The 18,328-nt window shown below is 68.9% G+C and carries 16 protein-coding genes; 7 read left to right on the top strand and 9 right to left on the bottom strand.

Going from position 1 to position 18,328, the window contains the following annotated elements:
• Position 1: 1 nt before the first annotated feature.
• The 7 genes from gspM (at position 2) to K5880_RS14925 (ending at position 9,118) form a co-directional block, all read left to right on the top strand.
• Positions 2 to 535, top strand: coding sequence for a type II secretion system protein GspM (gene gspM, locus K5880_RS14955; RefSeq protein WP_297653821.1), 534 nt, complete (start codon positions 2 to 4; stop codon positions 533 to 535).
• On the top strand, positions 532 to 1,326 hold the full coding sequence (gene gspN, locus K5880_RS14950; protein WP_297653818.1) for a type II secretion system protein N: 795 nt from the start codon (positions 532 to 534) through the stop codon (positions 1,324 to 1,326). The genes gspM and gspN overlap by 4 nt, the downstream gene beginning before the upstream one ends.
• A 45-nt stretch (positions 1,327 to 1,371) precedes the next feature.
• Positions 1,372 to 3,582: a type II secretion system secretin GspD gene (gene gspD / locus K5880_RS14945; RefSeq protein WP_297653815.1), complete on the top strand. Its 2,211-nt coding sequence runs from the start codon at positions 1,372 to 1,374 to the stop codon at positions 3,580 to 3,582.
• A 10-nt stretch (positions 3,583 to 3,592) separates the two neighbouring features.
• Positions 3,593 to 5,035 carry a type II secretion system ATPase GspE gene (gspE, locus tag K5880_RS14940; protein WP_297653812.1) on the top strand — a complete coding sequence of 481 codons (1,443 nt, stop codon included), beginning with the start codon at positions 3,593 to 3,595 and terminating at the stop codon, positions 5,033 to 5,035.
• A 91-nt stretch (positions 5,036 to 5,126) separates the two neighbouring features.
• Entirely contained in the window at positions 5,127 to 6,356 is a 1,230-nt protein-coding gene (gene gspF / locus K5880_RS14935; protein ID WP_297653809.1) for a type II secretion system inner membrane protein GspF, read from the top strand.
• A 2-nt stretch (positions 6,357 to 6,358) separates the two neighbouring features.
• Positions 6,359 to 7,255, top strand: a complete 897-nt coding sequence (locus K5880_RS14930) for a 5'-nucleotidase (protein ID WP_297653806.1) — start codon at positions 6,359 to 6,361, stop codon at positions 7,253 to 7,255.
• Positions 7,256 to 7,339: 84 nt separating this feature from the next.
• On the top strand, positions 7,340 to 9,118 hold the full coding sequence (locus K5880_RS14925; RefSeq protein WP_297653803.1) for an ABC transporter ATP-binding protein/permease: 1,779 nt from the start codon (positions 7,340 to 7,342) through the stop codon (positions 9,116 to 9,118).
• On the opposite strand, the gene queC is transcribed toward K5880_RS14925, so the two are convergent.
• The 9 genes from queC to flgG form a co-directional block, all read right to left on the bottom strand.
• Entirely contained in the window at positions 9,091 to 9,852 is a 762-nt protein-coding gene (gene queC / locus K5880_RS14920) for a 7-cyano-7-deazaguanine synthase QueC (protein WP_297653801.1), read from the bottom strand. The genes K5880_RS14925 and queC overlap by 28 nt on opposite strands.
• A 191-nt stretch (positions 9,853 to 10,043) precedes the next feature.
• A complete protein-coding gene (locus K5880_RS14915) occupies positions 10,044 to 11,267 on the bottom strand; it encodes an HDOD domain-containing protein (protein ID WP_297653798.1) in 1,224 nt (407 codons plus the stop codon).
• Between the two features lie 18 nt (positions 11,268 to 11,285).
• Positions 11,286 to 12,503 (bottom strand): flagellar hook-associated protein FlgL, encoded by a 1,218-nt coding sequence (gene flgL, locus K5880_RS14910; protein WP_297653795.1) that lies wholly within the window; start codon positions 12,501 to 12,503, stop codon positions 11,286 to 11,288.
• 19 nt (positions 12,504 to 12,522) lie between these two features.
• Entirely contained in the window at positions 12,523 to 14,436 is a 1,914-nt protein-coding gene (gene flgK, locus K5880_RS14905) for a flagellar hook-associated protein FlgK (RefSeq protein ID WP_297653792.1), read from the bottom strand.
• 19 nt (positions 14,437 to 14,455) lie between these two features.
• Complete coding sequence (gene flgJ / locus K5880_RS14900; RefSeq protein ID WP_297653788.1) at positions 14,456 to 15,316, bottom strand: flagellar assembly peptidoglycan hydrolase FlgJ; 861 nt, start codon at positions 15,314 to 15,316, stop codon at positions 14,456 to 14,458.
• Complete coding sequence (locus K5880_RS14895) at positions 15,313 to 15,492, bottom strand: hypothetical protein (protein ID WP_297653785.1); 180 nt, start codon at positions 15,490 to 15,492, stop codon at positions 15,313 to 15,315. Before K5880_RS14895 ends, flgJ begins: the two co-directional genes overlap by 4 nt.
• Positions 15,492 to 16,580 (bottom strand): flagellar basal body P-ring protein FlgI, encoded by a 1,089-nt coding sequence (locus K5880_RS14890; RefSeq protein ID WP_297654173.1) that lies wholly within the window; start codon positions 16,578 to 16,580, stop codon positions 15,492 to 15,494. Before K5880_RS14890 ends, K5880_RS14895 begins: the two co-directional genes overlap by 1 nt.
• A gap of 174 nt (positions 16,581 to 16,754) precedes the next feature.
• Positions 16,755 to 17,441 (bottom strand): flagellar basal body L-ring protein FlgH, encoded by a 687-nt coding sequence (locus K5880_RS14885; RefSeq protein WP_297653782.1) that lies wholly within the window; start codon positions 17,439 to 17,441, stop codon positions 16,755 to 16,757.
• Between the two features lie 11 nt (positions 17,442 to 17,452).
• Positions 17,453 to 18,235 carry a flagellar basal-body rod protein FlgG gene (gene flgG / locus K5880_RS14880; protein WP_297653780.1) on the bottom strand — a complete coding sequence of 261 codons (783 nt, stop codon included), beginning with the start codon at positions 18,233 to 18,235 and terminating at the stop codon, positions 17,453 to 17,455.
• Positions 18,236 to 18,328 lie beyond the last annotated feature (93 nt).

Below are 18,328 nucleotides of genomic sequence, written 5' to 3'. Positions count from 1 at the left end.
CATGGCCACCCGCGACGCCACCTCCCCTTTCGCCCGGCTCACGCTGGCGCTGTCGGTCGCGCTCTCGCGGTTGTCAGCCCGCGAACGCAACGCCGTCACCATCGCTGCCTGGGTCATCGGCCTGGGTCTGCTCTGGTGGCTGGCGGTGGCACCGGCCCTGAACACCCTGCGCGAGGCGCCGGCGCGCCATGCCCGCCTGGACGCCCAGCTCGGGCAGATGCAGCGCATGGCCGCCACCGCCGAGAGCCTGCGTGGCCAGAACACGACCCAGCCGCCCAACCGCGACGACGCGCTGCGCGCGCTCGAGACCGCCACCTCCGGCCTGGCCGGCACGGGCCAGTTGTCCGTGCTGGGCGACCGCGCCACGCTCACCCTGCGCGACACGCCGCCCGAGGCCCTGGCCCAATGGCTTGCCCAGGTGCGCATCAATGCCCGTGCGCTGCCAGTGGACAGCCAGATCACCCGGGAACCCGGCAGCCCGGGCTGGAGCGGCACCGTGGTGCTGGCTGGCCCGGCCCTGGGCGGCACACCATGAACGGCCTCTGGCCCGTTCGCCTGGCCTGGCTGGGTGGTCTCATCGGGCTGCTGGCGGCACTGGTGGTGTTCGCACCCGCACACTGGCTGGCCAGCGCCGTGACCTCGGCCACCGGGGGGCAACTGCAGCTGCTCAACGCCCGCGGCACCGTCTGGAACGGCCAGGCCGACCTCGTCTTCACCGGCGGAGAAGGCAGTCGCACACAGACCGCACTGCCCCAGGGCCTGCATTGGCAACTGGCGCCACGTCTGGCGTCGGGCTCTCCGGCACTGGCGCTGGACCTGCGCGCGCCCTGTTGCACCCCACAGCCCATGGCCCTCACGCTGATTCCCCGTCTGGGTGGCGCCGAACTGCGTGTGGGCGCCACCAGCAGCCTGTGGCCCGCCGAGCTGCTGGTCGGTCTGGGCACGCCCTGGAACACCCTGCGGGTGGAGGGCCAGCTGGCGCTGCAGACCACGGGCCTGACCGTGCGCTGGGACCAGGGCCGCGCCAGCCTGCAGGGCGAGGCCGCCATCGAGGCGCTGGACCTGGCCTCGCGCCTGTCGACGCTGCGCCCGCTGGGCAGCTACCGCATGAGCATGCGCGCGGAGGCGGACGGCAACACCACCACGCTCGAACTGCAAACCCTCCATGGCGCGTTGCAGCTCCAGGGCAGTGGCCGCTGGGTTGGCGGGCGCCTGCGCTTCGAGGGCGTGGCCGAGGCCGCACCCGAGAGCGAGGCGGCCCTGGGCAACCTGCTCAACATCATGGGCCGCCGCCAGGGCCCGCGTTCGCTGCTCAACATCGGCTGACCATTGCGTGCACCGCCCCTCAACACTTCACGATACGATCGCCCCATGAACCCGAACCCCTCCCGTGTCGTGCCCGCCCGGCTCCGCCGCGCCGGCGCACCGACCCACGGCGGTGCACTCTCGGCCCTGGCGCTGGCGCTGTGCCTGACCTCGGGCAACGGCATCTCGCAGACCTCGCGGGCGCAGGCCCGCCCCAGCGAGCCGGTGGTGCTCAACTTCGTTGCCGCCGACATCGAGTCAGTGGCGCGCACCATGGCCACCATCACCGGGCGCAATGTCGTGGTCGATCCGCGCGTGAAGGGTACGGTCAACCTCGCCACCGAACGCCCGGTCTCGCCCACGGCCGCGCTCAACCAGTTCGCGGCCGTGCTGCGTCTGCAGGGTTTCTCGCTGGTCGACACGGGCGGCCTCTACAAGATCGTGCCCGAGGCCGACGCCAAGCTGCAGGGCAATGTCGTCAGCGCCGGCTCGGTCTCGGCGCTGCCGGCCTCCAACACCGTGGTCACGCAGATCTTCCGCCTCAACCACGAGTCGGCCAACAACCTCGTGCCGGTGCTGCGCCCGCTGATCGGTGCCAACAACACCATCAACGTCAACCCCGGCAACAACTCGCTGGTGATCACCGACTATGCCGACAACCTGCAGCGCATTGGCCGCATCATTGCGGCGCTCGACGTGGCGGGCGCCACCGATGTCGAGATCATCCCGCTGCAGCACGCGGTCGCGGTCGACATGGCCGCGCTCGTGGGCCGTCTGATCGACCCGGCCGTCGCAGGCGGCGGCGCCCAGACGGACCAGTCCTACAAGACCACGCTCGTGGCCGAACCCCGCAGCAACAGCCTGGTACTGCGGGCAGCCAACCCGGCGCGCCTGGCGCTGGTGCGATCCCTCGTGGCCCGGCTGGACCAGCCCTCCTCGGAGAACATGAGCGGCAACATCCATGTGGTCTATCTGAAGAACGCCGACGCCACGTCCCTGGCCACCACACTGCGCGCGGCGCTGGCCGGCCAGGTCGGTGGTGGTGATGGCTCGTCCCTCAGCACATCCACCACGCGCGTGTCGCTCTCCGCCGGTGGCGCCGCAGGTGCCGCTGGCAACCCCGCCACCACCGCGGTGTCGCCCAGTGCATCGCCTTCCACGGGTGGCCAGATCCAGGCCGACCCGGCCACCAACTCGCTCATCATCACCGCGCCGGAGCCGCAGTACCGCCAGTTGCGCGCCGTGATCGACCAGCTCGATTCGCGCCGTGCCCAGATCTACGTGGAGAGCCTGATTGCCGAAGTCAACGCCGAGAAAGCGGCCGAGTTCGGCATCCAGTGGCAGGGCGCACTAGGCAGTTCGGGCGACCGCGTGATTGGCCTGCTCGGCACCAACTTCGGCACCGGTGGCAACAACATCGTCAACCTGGCCCAGGGTGAAACAGCGCCCAACACGGGCCTGAACTTCGGCCTGGCGCGCCGCACCAACGGCGTCTACGTGCTGGGCTTCCTCGCACGTTTCCTGCAGGAGAACGGTGAGGGCAACATCCTCTCCACCCCCAACCTGCTCACGCTGGACAACCAGGAAGCCAAGATCGTGATCGGCCAGAACGTGCCTTTCGTCACCGGCCAGTTCACCAACACCGGCAGCAACGAAGGCTCGGTCAATCCGTTCCAGACCATCGAGCGCAAGGACGTGGGCATCACGCTGCGCGTGAAGCCGCAGATCAGCGAGAACGGCACCATCAAGATGACCATCTTCCAGGAGGTCAGCAACGTGCAACCGTCCTCCGTCAACTCCAGCACCGGGTTGATCACCAACAAGCGCACCATCGAGTCGACCGTGCTGGTCGACGACGGCTCCATCGTGGTGCTCGGCGGCCTGCTGCAGGATGAATACGCGGGCAACCAGGAGAAAGTGCCGGGCCTGGGCGACGTGCCGATCTTCGGCGGTCTGTTCCGCAGCGAATCGCGCTCGCGCCGCAAGACCAACCTCATGATATTCCTGCGTCCGGTGGTGGTGCGCGACGCGCGCGAGACCAGCACCCTGGCGCTGGACCGCTACGAACTCATGCGTGCGGCGCAGAAGGAATCCCAGCCGGTCCAGAGCAAGGTGCTCGGCGTCAATGAAGCGCCGGTGATGCCGCCGCAAGCGCCCCCGGGCACGTTCCCCGCGGGACGCGAGGGCCAGTCACCGGTGCGCTCGCTGGCCGACCCACTCACCACGCCACCGGTCAACCCACCGCCGACGCAGGCACCGGCCACGCCACAGCAGTGAGGCCGCAGCCGTGAAGTACCCGCTGCCCTACGCCTTCGCCCGCGAGCACCACTGGCTCATCGAGGACGACGGCATCCAGCAGACCCTGCTGGGCAGCAGCACGCCCGCAGCCGACACCGGCGCGCAGACCCGGCGGCTCTCGGCCTTGTCCGAGGTCCTGCGCTGCCACCCGGTCGACGACATCCGCTGGGAGAGTGGCGAGAGCCTCAAGCAGCGCATCAGTGCGGCCTACGCGCAGGGCGAGTCCAGCGCCGCGGCGGTGGTCAGCGAAGTGCAGGGCGATGCCGATCTCAGCCGCATGATGCAGGAGCTGCCGGCGATCGAGGACTTGCTGGAAACGGCCGACGACGCGCCCATCATCCGCATGCTCAACGCCCTGCTCACGCAGGCCGCACGCGACGGCGCCAGCGACATCCACATCGAGCCCTACGAGCGCCATTCCAGCGTGCGCTTCCGCGTCGACGGCACGCTGCGCGAGGTCGTGCAACCCAACCGCGCCCTGCACGCTGCGCTGATCTCGCGCCTGAAGATCATGGCCGAGCTCGACATCTCCGAGAAGCGTTTGCCGCAGGATGGGCGCATCTCGCTGCGCATCGGCACGCGCGCGGTCGACGTGCGCGTCTCCACCCTGCCCAGCGCGCATGGCGAGCGCGCCGTGCTGCGCCTGCTCGACAAGAGCGAGAGCAAGCTCAGCCTGGAGGCCGTGGGCATGCAGGGCGACGTGCTCGAGCGCTTCCGCCGTCTGATCGGCCAGCCGCACGGCATCATCCTGGTCACCGGCCCGACCGGCTCGGGCAAGACGACCACGCTGTACGCCGCGCTGCAGCGCCTGGACGCCAACGCGCAGAACATCATGACGGTCGAAGACCCGATCGAATACGAGCTGCCGGGCGTGGGCCAGACGCAGGTCAATTCGCGTATTGATCTCACCTTCGCCAAGGCCTTGCGCGCCATCCTGCGTCAGGACCCGGACGTGATCATGATCGGCGAGATCCGCGACTTCGAGACCGCGCAGATCGCCATCCAGGCCTCGCTCACCGGCCACCTCGTGCTGGCCACGCTGCACACCAACGACGCGCCCAGCGCCGTCACCCGCCTGACCGACATGGGCGTCGAGCCCTTCCTGCTGAGTTCATCGCTGCTGGGCGTGCTCGCGCAACGGCTGGTGCGCCGCCTGTGCGTGCACTGCCGGCGCCAGGACGACAAGGGCCAGTGGCACCCGGTGGGCTGCCCCCAGTGCAACCACAGCGGCTACAAGGGCCGCACCGGCATCTACGAGCTGATGGTGGCCGACGACAAGATCCGTGCGCTGATCCACAACCGCGCCGCCGAGAGCAAGGTCTACGTGGCCGCCGAAGCCGCCGGCCTGCGCTCCATGCGCGCCGACGGCCAGCGCCTGATCGACGAGGGCATCACCTCGCCCGAAGAGGTGATGTCCGTCACCCGAGACTGACGCATGTGGCCCCCACGCTCCACCGCTGCGCGGGTCGCTGCCCCCCCAGGGGGCTGCTCCGCCTTGGGGCGGCCCGGCGGCGGAACCTGACATGCCCGCCTACACCTTCGAAGCCCTGGACGCGCAGGGCGCCACGCAGAAAGGCCTGATCGACGCCGACACCGCGCGCGCCGCGCGCAGCCTGTTGCGCGCGCGCGCGCTGGTGCCGCTGCTGGTCGAGCCCGCCATGGGCGCGACCGGAGAGGCCGTCTCCCGGGGCTTCAATATCACACTCTGGGGCGGCCGCGCGTTCAGCGCCACCACGCTCGCGGTCTGGACGCGCCAGCTCGCCGGCCTGGTTTCGGCCGGCCTGCCGCTGGAGCGTGCCCTCTCGGCCCTGACCGAAGAAGCGGAAGACGAGAAGCAGCGCAACCTGATGGCCTCCCTGCGCTCCGAGGTGAATGGTGGATCACCGTTCGCCCGGGCGCTCGCGCAGCACCCGCGCGAGTTCTCGCCCATCTACACCGGCGTGATTGCGGCCGGTGAACAAAGTGGCCTTCTCGGCACCGTGCTCGAACGCCTGGCGGACGATCTGGAAGCGCGCGAAGCACTCAAGAACAAGGTCGTCGCGGCATCGCTTTACCCGGCCATCGTCACCCTGGTGGCGATCGTGATCGTGGTGTTCCTGGTGTCGTATGTGGTGCCGCAGGTGGCCAACGTCTTTGCCGGCAGCAAGCGCGCCCTGCCCTTCCTCACGGTGGTGATGCTCGGGCTGAGCGACTTCGTGCGCGCCTACGGCTGGCTCATGCTCGGCCTGCTGCTGCTCGGCGCCGGTGGCGTGGTGCTGGCGCGGCGCAATGAAGGCCTGCGCCTGAGCATGGACGCCACCTGGCTGCGCCTGCCGCTGGTGGGACGCCTGGCGCGCGGCTACAACGCGGCGCGCTTCTCGGCCACGCTGGCCATGCTGGCGGCGGCGGGCGTGCCCATCCTGCGCGCGCTGCAGACGGCGGCCGAGACGCTGTCCAACCAGGCCATGCGCGCCGACGCGCTCGACGCCCTGGTGCTGGTGCGCGAGGGCGCGCCGCTGGCCTCGGCGCTGGGCAGCAAGAAACGTTTTCCGCCACTGGTGTCGATGTTCGCGCGACTGGGCGAGCAGACCGGCCAGCTGCCCGCCATGCTCGACCGGGCCGCCCGGCAGCTCGGCGACGAGGTGCAGCGCCGCGCCATGCACATGGCCACCATCCTGGAGCCGTTGCTGATCGTCGGCATGGGCCTGGTGGTGATGCTGATCGTGCTGGCGGTCCTGATGCCCATCATCCAGCTCAACCAGCTCGTCACCTGACCATGGGTGCCTCACTCGACGGCAAGCTCGTCGTTGCCATCTCCTCGCGTGCGCTGTTCGACTTCGAGGAAGAGAACCGCCTGTTCGAAACCGGCGACGACCGCGCCTACATGCAACTGCAGCTCGACCGGCTGGACCAGGCCGCGCAGCCCGGCGTGGCGTTCTCGCTGGTGCACAAGCTGCTGGCCTTCAACGACGACCAGGCCCAGCGCGTGGAGGTGGTCATCCTCTCGCGCAACGACCCCGTCTCGGGCATGCGCGTGTTCCGCTCGGCCAAGCACTACGGCCTGCCGATCCAGCGTGGCAGCTTCACGCGCGGCCAGCCGCCCTGGCGCTACCTGCGCCCGCTGCGCGCCAACCTGTTCCTCTCCACCCACCTGGCCGACGTGCGCGCCGCGCTCGAGGCCGGCGTGCCCGCCGCGCAGGTCTACCCGCAGTCGGTGCACGCCAGCGACGCCCACCCGCATGAGGTGCGCATCGCCTTCGACGGCGACGCCGTGCTGTTCTCCGACGAGGCGGAACGCGTCTACCAGTCGCACGGCCTCTCGGCCTTCCAGGAACACGAAGCCACCAAGGCCACGCTGCCGCTCGAAGGCGGGCCCTTCAAGCCGCTGCTCGAAGCCCTGCACCGCCTGCAGAGCGAAGGCACGCCGCTCATGCGCATCCGCACCGCGCTGGTGACCGCGCGCAGCGCCCCCGCGCACGAACGCGCGATCCGCACGCTGATGAACTGGAACATCGAGGTCGACGAAGCCATGTTCCTCGGCGGTCTGCCCAAGGGCGAGTTCCTGCGTGAGTTCGAGCCCGACTTCTTCTTCGACGATCAGACCGGCCACATCGAGTCGGCCGCACTGCATGTGCCTGCAGGGCACGTGGCCAGTGGCATCTCGAACCCCTGACCCACCCCACACGCCAAGCAGGAACCTTTCGGCGCGCTGCCGGGTCTGGCATCGGCGCCCTTCCTCCACTGACCAGGTGATTGCATGACCCTGACCGACAAACTCCGCAGCTTCCGCGTGTTCGCGGGCAAGGTGGGCCGACTGGCGCTGCCGTACTTCAATTCGGACGAGAAGTGGCGCGCGCGCGCCCTGCTCGCGGCCATCATCGCGCTCAACCTGGGCGCGGTCTACATGCTGGTGCTCATCAACGAATGGAACCGCCTGTTCTACGACGCACTGCAGAACAAGGACGCCGAAGTCTTCTGGCGCGAACTCGGTCGCTTCACCTGGCTGGCCTTCGGCTTCATCATCATCGCGGTCTACCGCTTCTACCTCACGCAGTTGCTGGAGATGCGCTGGCGCGCCTGGATGACCGGCCACTACCTGGACCGATGGCTCTCGAACAAGGCCTTCTACCACCTGGAACTTGCCCGCTTCGCGCACGGCACCGACGCACCACCCGACAACCCCGACCAGCGCATCGCCGAGGACATGAACCTGTTCACCAGCTATTCAGTGAGCCTGTCCATGGGCCTGCTCAATGCCGTCGTCACGCTGGTGAGTTTTGTCGGCATCCTGTGGACGCTCTCGGGCAGCTTCGCCTTCAGTTTCAACGGCAGCGACTACACCATCCCCGGCTTCATGGTCTGGATGGCGGTGCTGTACTGCCTGCTCGGCAGCATCGCCACCCACTACATCGGCCGCCCGCAGATCGCCCTCAACTTCAGGCAGCAACGCTACGAGGCCGACTTCCGCCACCACCTGGTGCGGGTGCGCGAATACAGCGAATCGATCGCGCTCGACAAAGGTGAACCGGTGGAGCGCCAGCAGCTCGGCGGCCGCTTCACCGACCTGCTGGCCAACTACCTCAAGCTCATCAACGCGCAGAAGCGCCTGACCTGGTTCACCGTGGGCTTCGGCCAGGCCGCCGTGGTCTTTCCTTTCATCGTCGCGGCGCCACGCTTTTTCAGCGGCGCCATCCAGCTCGGCCAGCTGATCCAGATCTCGTCCGCCTTCGGCCGCGTACAGGACTCGCTCTCGTGGTTCGTCGACAACTACAGCGCCCTGGCCGCCTGGCGCGCCACCACCGACCGCATCACCAGCTTCGAGGAAAGCTTCCAGACGCTCCAGGCGGCGCAGGAAAGCGCCACGACCGACACCGGCACCGACGGCACGCTCGGCCTGGAGGACCTGCGACTCGCCCTGCCCGGCGGCGCGGCCCTGCTGTCCACCGGCGGCCTGAAGGTCTCGCCCGGCGACAGGCTGCTGGTCAGGGGTCCGTCGGGCAGTGGCAAGTCCACCCTGTTCCGTGCGCTCGCCGGCATCTGGCCCTGGGCGCGCGGCCTGCTGCACCGCCCGGCCGATTTCGACACGCGCGCCATGTTCCTGCCGCAGCGGCCCTACTTCCCCAACGGCTCGCTGCGCGACGCCCTGGCCTACCCCGAACCCGCCGGGCGCCACAGCGACGCCGAACTGCAGCAAGCCCTGCGCGAATCCCTGCTGCCCGACTTGACCAACCGCCTCGACGACCACGACAGCTGGGGCCAGAAGCTCTCGGGCGGCGAACAGCAGCGCCTGGCCATCGCGCGCGCGCTGCTCAAGAAGCCGCGCTGGCTGTTCGTGGACGAAGCCACCAGCGCGCTCGACGAAGCCGCCGAGGCCACGCTGTACGCGCGGCTGCAGGCGCTGGTGAAAGAGAGTGACGGCGCGCTGATCTCGATCGCGCACCGGCCCGCGGTGGCGGCGTTCCACAGCCAGCAGTGGACGTTCACGCCGGATGACGCGGCGGGTGCGCGCTACCGGCTGGTGCCGTCGGTGACGTAGCCTGCCCACCCCCGCGCCCGCAACTCACAAGCCGGGCAGCTCCCACACCCATAACCCCACGCATGCCGGTGCTCGCGGTCGCCGAGGTAGCAGGTGTGGGTGTGTTCCACGATCAGGTCCACCAGCGCGTTGCCACCGCCGACCAGCAGCGCTTTCTCGCCCAGCTCGTGCGCCAAGCGCCAGGTATCGGCCTTGTCGATCCACATCAGTGGCGTGTCGATCAGGAAGCGGTGGTCCATGCCGAGCGAGAGCGCGACCTGCAGCGCTTTCATGGTGTCGTCGCGGCAGTCGGGGTAGCCCGAGAAGTCGGTTTCGCAGACGCCCGTCACGATGACCTGGATGCCGCGTCGGTAGGCCAGGGCTGCGGCGAGGGTGAGGAAGAGCAGGTTGCGCCCCGGCACGAAGGTGTTGGGCAGGCCGCTCTCTTCCATGCGGAAGGCCATGTCGCGCGTGAGCGAGGTTTCGCTGACCTTGCCGAGCACGGCGAGGTCGAGCACGTGGTCGTCGCCCAGGCGGGGTGACCACGCGGGAAAGCGCTGGCGCAGTTCGCGCAGCACATTCAGGCGCGCCGTCATTTCCACGTGGTGGCGCTGGCCGTAGTCGAAGCCGATGGTTTCCACGCGCGGGTAGCGCGCCAGCGCATGGGCGAGGCAGGTGGTGGAGTCCTGCCCGCCGGAGAACAGCACGAGGGCGCTGGTGTGATGGGGGGTGTTGGGGGGCGTGGCGGCGGTCATGGGCGCGATCGTAGCGCGGGGCCCTCACCCCAGCCCTCTCCCATGGGGAGAGGGAGCAAAACGGACCGCTCCGGCGCGAAGTGAACCAGATCCAGAACTGCCGTGGAACCGGCTCCGCCGGGCCACAGGCATTGCCCCTTTGAGGGGGGATGCGGCTACACGCAGTGAGCAAGCGACGGGGGTGGGCCCCTCTACATCATGCGTTCGGACTTGCGGCTGGCGTGGTCGCGGCTGGTGGCGAGCATGCGGATGAGCGCGCGGTTGGCGTGCTCCAGGCTGACCTCGTGGCGCTGGCAGACCGCGGGCAGGCGGTGCAGCTGGCCAGGTTCGCCCTGGGCGCGCGCCACGTCGAGCAGCGGGTGGTAGGGGCCGTCGCGGCGCAGCACCGCGTCGTACACGCGGCCCGACAGGGGCAGGCGGTGCAGCAGGTCGCCCAGCGGCTGGTGCAGCAGGCGGTCGAGCTGCGAGAGCAGCGCGGTGGTGTAGACCTCGCCGCGCAGGTTGTCTTCGGAGCCGGTGGCCAGCAGGTGCTGGGCCAGGCGCGAGCGCATCACCATGGCGTAGCGCACCGGGTGCAGGTCCGGATCGGGTTCGCTGTCGGGCAGTTGCTCGGCCAGCCAGCGGCCCAGTTCCTTGAAGCCCAGCATCATCAGCGCATGGCGCAGCGAGGCGATTTCGTGGCGCAGGCCGTAGGCGGCGGAGTTGACCAGAAGCAGGATGCGGTAGACCAGCACCGGGTCCTGGCGCACCAGGCGTTCCAGGTGTTCGAGCGAGCAGTCTTCGTCGCCGATGGCCATCAGGATCTGCCGGATCACGGCGGCGTCGTAGTTCAGGGGCTGCTGGCGGTGCGCGAACAGCACGTCGTCGTCGGGCCAGCCGAGCAGGCCCCAGGCGCCGGCTTCGTCCAGGCAGTGGCGCGCCAGCACCTGGCTGGCCACGCCTTCGACCACGCGGTCCTGCAGGGGCAGGCGCGCACTGGGCGTGCTCAGCAATTGCTGGGCGTCGGCGGTGCTCAGTCGCACCATGCTGCGAGCGCCGGCCGGCGCGGCGATCTGATCGCGCACGCTTTCCAGATCGGTGTGGCGCAGCAGGCGGTGGCCGCGCCGCGCTGCGGCGTTCAGGCGGGCCAGGGTTTCGGGCTGCTCGAATTGCGAGCCCGGCACCTCGATCCAGGTGTTGTGCACGGGTTCGCAGGCCAGGGTCTGCTGCAGCAGTCGCGGGCTGTCCACCGACAGGATGAGCACCGGCGCGCTCTCGGGCCAGTCGTCGCCCAGGGCCTGCATGAGGTGGGCGGCGTCGACCGCTTCCGGGTGGATGGCACGAACGCCCAGCCGCACCGCGGCAAGCTCACGCTCGCGATTCCACACGGGTTCGTAGCCCAGTGCGATGCTGTCGAGCACGGTGTGGTTCGTCATGGGAGCAGGAAAAAAGAATCAGCTGATGGCGTTGAAAAGCGACAGGCGCTGCACCTGCGCGTAGGACTGGATGGCGGCCTCGAAGCCGACGCGCTGCATCTCCAGGTCCGACAGGCCCTTGATCATGTCCAGGTCTTCCAGTCGCGACTGTTCGGTCTTCAGGTCGACGGAGCGGCCTTCCATCTGGTTGTTCAGCGAGTCGGCGCGGTTGAGCCATTCGCCGGCACGGCCGCGCGCGGCAAGCACGCGGTCATGCCCGGCGTCCACTTCGGTCATGGCACGCGCCATGGCCTGGGCCTGGTGGGCGCTCTGGTTGGTGCCGCTGTAGCGCAGCGCGTCGACCGCGTTCTGCACCACCGAAAAGATGTCGGTGGTGGTGGTGACCGGACGCACCTGCACGCTGTCGCCAGCGGCGGGCACACCGCGCATCTCCAGCGACATGCCGTCGAATTCGATCGTCCTGTTCGAAACGTAGGGCTGACCGACATGGCCGGGCACCGGCGTGCCGGTGCTGATGTTGGTCACGGTGTACTGCATCACGCCCGCCACCTCGGCGAAGGTGATGTCGTAGTCATCGCCGGTGAGCAGGGCCGCGTCGGTGACTTCGCCCATGGTGGTGCTCACGCCGCTGGTATTGGTATTGGGCAGTCCCACGGTGAAGGTGCCGTTGCCCTGGGGCACGCGCATCCAGATGGCGTCGCCGTCGAGCGCCTGCGGCAGCGCGCTGTTGCCGGCGGCGGCCTGGCCACGCTGGCCCTCGAACTGCACGCCGTTGCCGCTGGGTCCGTACAGGTCCACGAAGGGCGTGGACGAACCACCGAGGCCGCCGTACAGCGTGCGCCCCGAACTGTCCTTGCGGTTGGCCACGGCGATCAGCTGTTCGCGCAGGCCTTCGAGCTGCTTGGCCACGTCCTCGCGTTCGGCGTCGGTGAAGCCGGCGTTGCCTGCGGTCACCAGCAGGTCGCGCACTTTCTGGATCAGTTCACCCGATTCGGCCAGTCCGCTCTCGGCCTGTTGCAGGCTCGTCCTGGACGCTTCGAGCGCACGCAGGTCGGCCGTGGTGCGCGCAAGGCGGTTGGCCGCGGTCTCGGCCAGCGTGGCGGCCACCGGGTCGTCGCTGGCCTTGAGCACGCGCTTGCCAGTCGTCACACGCTCCTGTTGCGCGGCCAGTTCGGCCTGGCGCCTGGTCAGCAGGGCGATGGTGTTGTCGTAGCTGTTGGCGGTGGAAATTCGCATGATCGGTCCCGTCTGTCGTTTAGCGGCCCACGGTCTGCAGCAGGCTGTCGAAGGTGCTCTGTGCGATCTGGAGGAACTTGGCCGAGGCCTGGTAGGCCTGCTGGTACTGCAGCAGGCGCGCGGCCTCCTCGTCGAGGTTGACACCCGCCACGTTGGCGCGCGCGGTCTCGGCGGTGGTGGCGATCTGGCCGGAGAAACTGGCGGCGAACTCGGCACCCTGCACGCGTGTGCCGATGTCGGAGAACAGGCTGACGTAACCGTCGGACAGCGGCACGCCCTCGAAGGTGGGCAGGTCGCGCAAGCCCAGCATGCCCGTGGCGTTGCCGGCGTTCTGGGCAATCGACCCGGCCGGTGCCGCACCGACGCTGAAGGTGTCGCCCGCGGTGGGACTGCCGCGCAGCGTGAGGTTCCAGCCGTTGAGGGTGATGGGCTGGCCGGGTGTGTAGTTGTAGCTGGCGGGCGGGCCGACGTTGTCCGGCGGCGGGTTGCCCGGGCCCAGGCCGGTGGCGGTGAAGCTGCCGTCGGCCAGGAAGGTGATGGTGACCGGATCGGTGAGGTTGGCCGAGCTGGACGATGCGTACAGGCTCTCCACGCTCAGGCCCCCGGCGTTGCCGGTGCCGGGCGTGACCATCACCGGGCTGGCCGCGGCCAGCCGGTCGGGGGCACCAATGGCCACCTGCAGGTTGCGCGCGGCGGCCTCGAACGGGCGCACCAGGAAGCGGTCGCCGACGGCAGCGGCGCCGGCGTCGATGTTGAAGGTCAGGCCGTCGATCTGGGCGGGCAGCGCCGGCACCGGTGTGCTGGTGCCATCGGACAGGCGCACCACGTTGATGCCGCCCGCGTCGAAGCGCACTTCGTAGTCGGAGGCGACCAGCGCGGTCGGATCGGCCACGCTGGCGCTGATGTCGGCGTTGCCGGTGTTGGTGGGCACCGGCAGGCCTGCGGCGGCCGCGGGCGGGATGAAGAAGTTCTGCCCCGGGTTGCCTTGCAGGTCCACGCCCAGCGCGTGCTGGTTGTTCACCGTGGTGGCCGTGGCCAGTGCCATGCGCCCGAGCAGATTCTGCGTGTCCACCAGATCGTCGTTCATGAAGCGCATGAGACCGGCGAGTTCACCACCACCCAGGCTTTCGTCGGGGATCGGGGTGCTCAGGCCGCCCTGCACGAAGGACAGGGCGATGCGCGAGCTGTCGGTGCTGTCGCGCCCGGTGGCCAGCGCATTGGCGCGCTGGCCCAGCACCAGCGGCTGGCTGCCGGCCACGAACACGCTCACGCTGCCGTCGTCCGCCGGCACGGTGGTGAGCTGCACCAGCTTGCTCATTTCTTTCAGGATCTGGTCGCGCTGGTCCAGCAGGTCGTTTGGCGTGTGGCCGCTGCCCCGGCTCTCGGTGAGACGGGCGTTGACCTTGGCCAGATCCTGGGCCAGGCCGTTGATGACCTTGACTGTGCCCTCCACCTGCTGCTGCGTGGCCTGCTGCAGCGCGTCGAGCTGGCTGGCGGTGTTGCGCAGGCGCGAGGCCAGTTCTTCGCCCTTGGCGATCACGACCACGCGCGCGGTGAGGTTGCCCGGCGAGGACGAGACGTCGCTCCAGGCGTTGAGCATGTCGTTGAGCGCCGCGCCCAGGCCGGCCGTGCCGGTGGGGAATGCGCTTTCTAGCTGCTGCAGCCGCGAGTAGCGCAGCGCGTCGGCCGCGGCCACGGAGCCGGTCATCTGCGCTTCGCGCGTGAGGTAGGCGTTGTGCGAGCGTTCGACGGTGGCGATCTCCATGCCCTTGCCGAAGTAGCCGTTGCCCATCTTTTGGTAGCCGGAGGTCTGCTGCAGCACGTTCTGGCGCGAATAGCCGGGCGTGTTGACGTTGGCAATGTTGTTGCCGATGACCTGAAGGGCAGCCAGGTTGGCGTTGAGCGCGCGGGCACCGATGTTGAGGGCGGACATGGCGTGGGTGTCTCTTGTTTCAGACCTGCGTGCGCTGCAGGTTCAGCGTGGTGTTGATGGCGCGGCTGAGCTTGGCCGCGTAATTCGGGTCGGTCGCGTAGCCGGCCTTCTGCAGGCCTGTGGCGAAGCCCTGGACGGAGCCGAGCTGGTCCATCACGCCCTCGTAGCGCGGGCTGTTGCCGATGAGGCGGGCGTAGTCGCGGAACGAGTCGGCGTAGGAGTCGTAGGCGCGGAACTTCGCGGTGACCTTGCGCGCCTCGCCGTTGACGTACTCGGTGGTGGTGATTTCCGCGACCTTGCCCTTCCAGCTGTCGGTGGCCTTGATGCCGAACAGGTTGTGCGAGGGCGAACCGTCCGCATGGCGGATCTCGCTGCGACCCCAACCGGTTTCGTGGCCGGCCTGGCCGAGCATGAAGCTGGCAGGTATGCCCGACTCGCGCGCGACGGCGGCGGCGGCCTGGCTGTGCTGTTCGACGAAGCCCGCCTGGCGCGGACCGGCACTGGCGCGGCCCACGGTGCTGGCTTCAGCGGGCGTGGGCAGGGCCTCGGCGCCGGATGCGGCATCGCCAGACGCCATCTGGCGGCCCAGCTGGCGCTCGATGGCTTCGGACAGGCCGCCGGGCAGCCCCGAGAGCTGCACCGCGAACTGCTGGTCGAGCAGGTCCATGCCGAGCTTGCTGCCTTCACCGTCCATCAGGCCCGACTGCTCGGTGGCCTGGCGCATGCTCTTGATGAGTTCGCGCATGAAGAGCGACTCGAACTGCCTGGCCGCTTCTTTCAGCGCGGCCTTGTCGTTGCCCTTGCCCGAGCCATAGCGCAGCGCGTTCAGCGCTGTCGGGTCGGCGGCCAGGCCGCTGGGCATGAGGGCGTTCGGATTCATGGCCGGATGCGGTTCGCGCGTTTCGGGTCGCTGCCCTGCAGCGGCTTCGACAGGCCAAGCCCGAACGGGAGTTTCTGCTGGCGCGCCATGGCATACCAGGGCGCAGGCTGCGCCACGGCGGCCGGAGCGGGCTTGCCGGCAGTGGGGTGCTGGGACACCAGCGCGCCGTACAGCATCAGATCACCTCCAGCTCGGCGTTCAGCGCACCCGAGGCCTTGATGGCCTGCAGGATGGCGAGCAGATCCTGCGGCGTGGCGCCCAGGGAATTGAGCGCGCGCACCACGTCGGCCAGCTGGGGGGCGGTGTCGAGCTTGATGAGCGAGCCCTTGTCCTGGGCGATCTGGATGTCGGCCTTCTCGGTCACGACCGTCTGGCCCCCCACCGACAGCGGGTTGGGCTGGCTGATGACCGGGGTGGAGCTGATGCTCACCGACAGGTTGCCGTGCGAGACGGCACAGGCGCCCAGCGTGACGGCCTGGTTCATGACGATGGAGCCGGTGCGCGAATTGATGATGACGCGCGCGGTGGGCACCGAGGCATCAAGCCGGATGTCTTCCACCCTGGCGAGGAAGCTCACGCGTTCGCTCGGGTTGGCCGGTGCGCGCAGGCGCACCACGCGCCCGTCCATGGCGCTGGCCACGCCCGCGCCCATCACGCGGTTGATGGCCTCGGTGACGCGGCTGGCGGTCTGGAAGTCGTTCGAGTTCAGACCGAGGTCGATGGTCTCGCCCAGCGCGAAGGGCGTGGCCACCGCGCGCTCGACCTGCGCGCCACCGGGAACGCGCCCGGCGCTCAGGTGGTTGATCTGTACCTTGCTGCCACCGGCCGAGGCACCCGCGCCGCCGACCAGCAAGTTGCCCTGCGCGAGCGCATAAATTTCGCCGTCGGCGCCCTTGAGCGGCGTGGTGATGAGCGTGCCGCCGCGCAGCGACTTGGCGTTGCCGACCGAGGACACGGTCACGTCGATGGTCTGGCCCGGCTGGGCAAAGGCGGGCAGTTGCGCGGTGACCATCACGGCCGCCACGTTCTTGAGCTGCATGCTCGCACCCGGCGGCAGCGACAGGCCGAGCTGCTGCAGGTAGTTGTTCAGACTCTGCGCGGTGTAGGGCATCTGCGTGGTCTGGTCGCCCGTGCCGTCCAGGCCCACGACCAGGCCGTAGCCGGTGAGCTGGTTGCTGCGCACGCCCTGCACCGCCGCAATCTCCTTGATGCGGATGGCCTGGGCGGCGGCCGGCAACACGGCCAGCGCGGTGCACAGCACCATCAAGTATCGGAAGAAGCGGTCGATAGTCATTTCATGGGTCCAACTGATCCGGAGCGACTTGTTCACATCCAGGGGTGCCGCAGAACCGGCTTTGCCGGGCTGCCAGCGCCGCCCCCTTGAGGGGGTCGCACGCAGTGCGGCAGGGGGGGATTCATGTGCTCATCATGCGCGGCTTCAGAACGGGATAACGCTCAAAAAGAAGCGCGCCAACCAGCCAATTGAAAGCGCTTCGTTCTGCGCGCCGCGCCCGCGTGATTCGATGCGCGCGTTGGCCACCTGCGTGGAGGCGACCACGTTGCCGGGGCGGATCTGTTTCGGGTCCACAGTGCCGGAGAAGCGCAGCACGTCCACGTTCTGGTTCACGCCGATCTGCTTCTCGCCCACCACCAGCAAGTGGCCGTTGGGCAGCACCTCCTGCACCGTGGTGGTGATGGAGCCCGAGAAGGTATTGGCGCTCTGCGTGCTGCCGTCACCCGAGAAGCTGTTGGAACTTTGCGCGCCGAGGGTGGCGCGCTCGAACGGGCCGCCCTTGAGCAGCGGCAGCGCCGAGATGCTGCCCGAGAGTTCGCCGTTGCGGTCGATCGAGGCGGACGAGCTCTGGCTGGCCGTCACGCGCTCGGTGATCTGTACCGTCAGGGTGTCGCCCGGCATGCGCGCGCGCGGATCCTCGAAGGCGGGCCGGTAGCTCGCGGCCTGGAACAGGCTGCCGCTGGCGGAAACCGTGGTGGCCGGCGCGGCAGGCGCCGCGGCCTGGGCGTAGCGCACCGGCGTGGCGGGCACCACGTCCACCTGCGGCGTGCGTTGCAGGGTCTCGCAGCCGGCGGCGAGCACGGCGAGCGACAGGATGAGGGCAGAACGCATGGTGATCCCGATCAGAGCTGGCTCAGACGCTGCAGCATCTGGTCGGAGGTTTGAATGGCCTTGGAGTTCATCTCGTAAGCGCGCTGGGTCTGGATCATGGTCACCAGCTCCTGCACCACGTTGACGTTGGAGGTCTCGACGAAGCCCTGCATGACGGTGCCCATGCCAGCCGCGCCGGGCGCGCCGTTGATGGGGTTGCCCGAGGCCAGGCTCTCGGCGTACAGGTTCTGGCCCAGCGGCTCCAGGCCAGCGGGGTTGATGAAACTGGCCAGCTCGATGGTGCCCACCTGCTGTGGCGCTGGGTTGCCCGGGAGCTTGATGGTGACCACGCCGTCGCTGGAGATGGTGATGCTCTGCGCCTCGGCCGGCACGGTGATGCCGGCGGTGAGCGGGTAGCCGCTGGAGGTGACGATGCGGCCCTGCGCGTCGGGCTTGAAGCTGCCGTCGCGCGTGTAACCCACCGTGCCATCAGGCATCTCCACCTGGAAGAAGCCATTGCCGTTGATGGCCAGGTCCAGTGGGTTGTCGGACTGCTGCATGCTGCCCTGCGAGAAGTTGCGCGTGGTGGCGACGGTGCGCACACCCAGGCCGACCTGCAGGCCCGTGGGCAGCTCGGCCTGCTCGGCCGCGTTCGCGCCCACCTGTCGCAGGTTCTGGTACATCAGGTCCTCGAACACGGCATTGGCGCGCTTGAAGCCGTTGGTGGACACGTTGGCCAGGTTGTTGGAGATCACGTCCAGCTGCATCTGCTGCGCCTGCATGCCGGTCTTGGAAATCATCAGCGAATTGATCATGGTGTGCTCCGCAAGGGAAAGTGATTAGGGCCTGTTCGCACTATTTTTCCAAGTGCGAATGGGGTGGAAACAGCGCCAATCGAGGCGCGCGAC

The organism is Hydrogenophaga sp., from assembly GCF_025699295.1.
Lineage (GTDB): Bacteria > Pseudomonadota > Gammaproteobacteria > Burkholderiales > Burkholderiaceae_C > Hydrogenophaga.
The sequence above is the reverse complement of the archived record's forward strand: the minus strand, read 5'-3'. Positions and strand labels throughout refer to the sequence as shown.

Excerpts from the sequence above, each read along its gene's own strand:
- gspM (WP_297653821.1), top strand. The coding sequence starts at position 2 with ATGGCCACCCGCGACGCCACCTCCCCTTTCGCCCGGCTCACGCTGGCG.
- gspN (WP_297653818.1), top strand. The coding sequence starts at position 532 with ATGAACGGCCTCTGGCCCGTTCGCCTGGCCTGGCTGGGTGGTCTCATC.
- gspD (WP_297653815.1), top strand. The coding sequence starts at position 1,372 with ATGAACCCGAACCCCTCCCGTGTCGTGCCCGCCCGGCTCCGCCGCGCC.
- gspF (WP_297653809.1), top strand. The coding sequence starts at position 5,127 with ATGCCCGCCTACACCTTCGAAGCCCTGGACGCGCAGGGCGCCACGCAG.
- K5880_RS14930 (WP_297653806.1), top strand. The coding sequence starts at position 6,359 with ATGGGTGCCTCACTCGACGGCAAGCTCGTCGTTGCCATCTCCTCGCGT.
- K5880_RS14925 (WP_297653803.1), top strand. The coding sequence starts at position 7,340 with ATGACCCTGACCGACAAACTCCGCAGCTTCCGCGTGTTCGCGGGCAAG.
- queC (WP_297653801.1), bottom strand. The coding sequence starts at position 9,852 with ATGACCGCCGCCACGCCCCCCAACACCCCCCATCACACCAGCGCCCTC.
- K5880_RS14915 (WP_297653798.1), bottom strand. The coding sequence starts at position 11,267 with ATGACGAACCACACCGTGCTCGACAGCATCGCACTGGGCTACGAACCC.
- flgL (WP_297653795.1), bottom strand. The coding sequence starts at position 12,503 with ATGCGAATTTCCACCGCCAACAGCTACGACAACACCATCGCCCTGCTG.
- flgK (WP_297653792.1), bottom strand. The coding sequence starts at position 14,436 with ATGTCCGCCCTCAACATCGGTGCCCGCGCGCTCAACGCCAACCTGGCT.
- flgJ (WP_297653788.1), bottom strand. The coding sequence starts at position 15,316 with ATGAATCCGAACGCCCTCATGCCCAGCGGCCTGGCCGCCGACCCGACA.
- K5880_RS14895 (WP_297653785.1), bottom strand. The coding sequence starts at position 15,492 with ATGCTGTACGGCGCGCTGGTGTCCCAGCACCCCACTGCCGGCAAGCCC.
- K5880_RS14890 (WP_297654173.1), bottom strand. The coding sequence starts at position 16,580 with ATGGTGCTGTGCACCGCGCTGGCCGTGTTGCCGGCCGCCGCCCAGGCC.
- K5880_RS14885 (WP_297653782.1), bottom strand. The coding sequence starts at position 17,441 with ATGCGTTCTGCCCTCATCCTGTCGCTCGCCGTGCTCGCCGCCGGCTGC.
- flgG (WP_297653780.1), bottom strand. The coding sequence starts at position 18,235 with ATGATCAATTCGCTGATGATTTCCAAGACCGGCATGCAGGCGCAGCAG.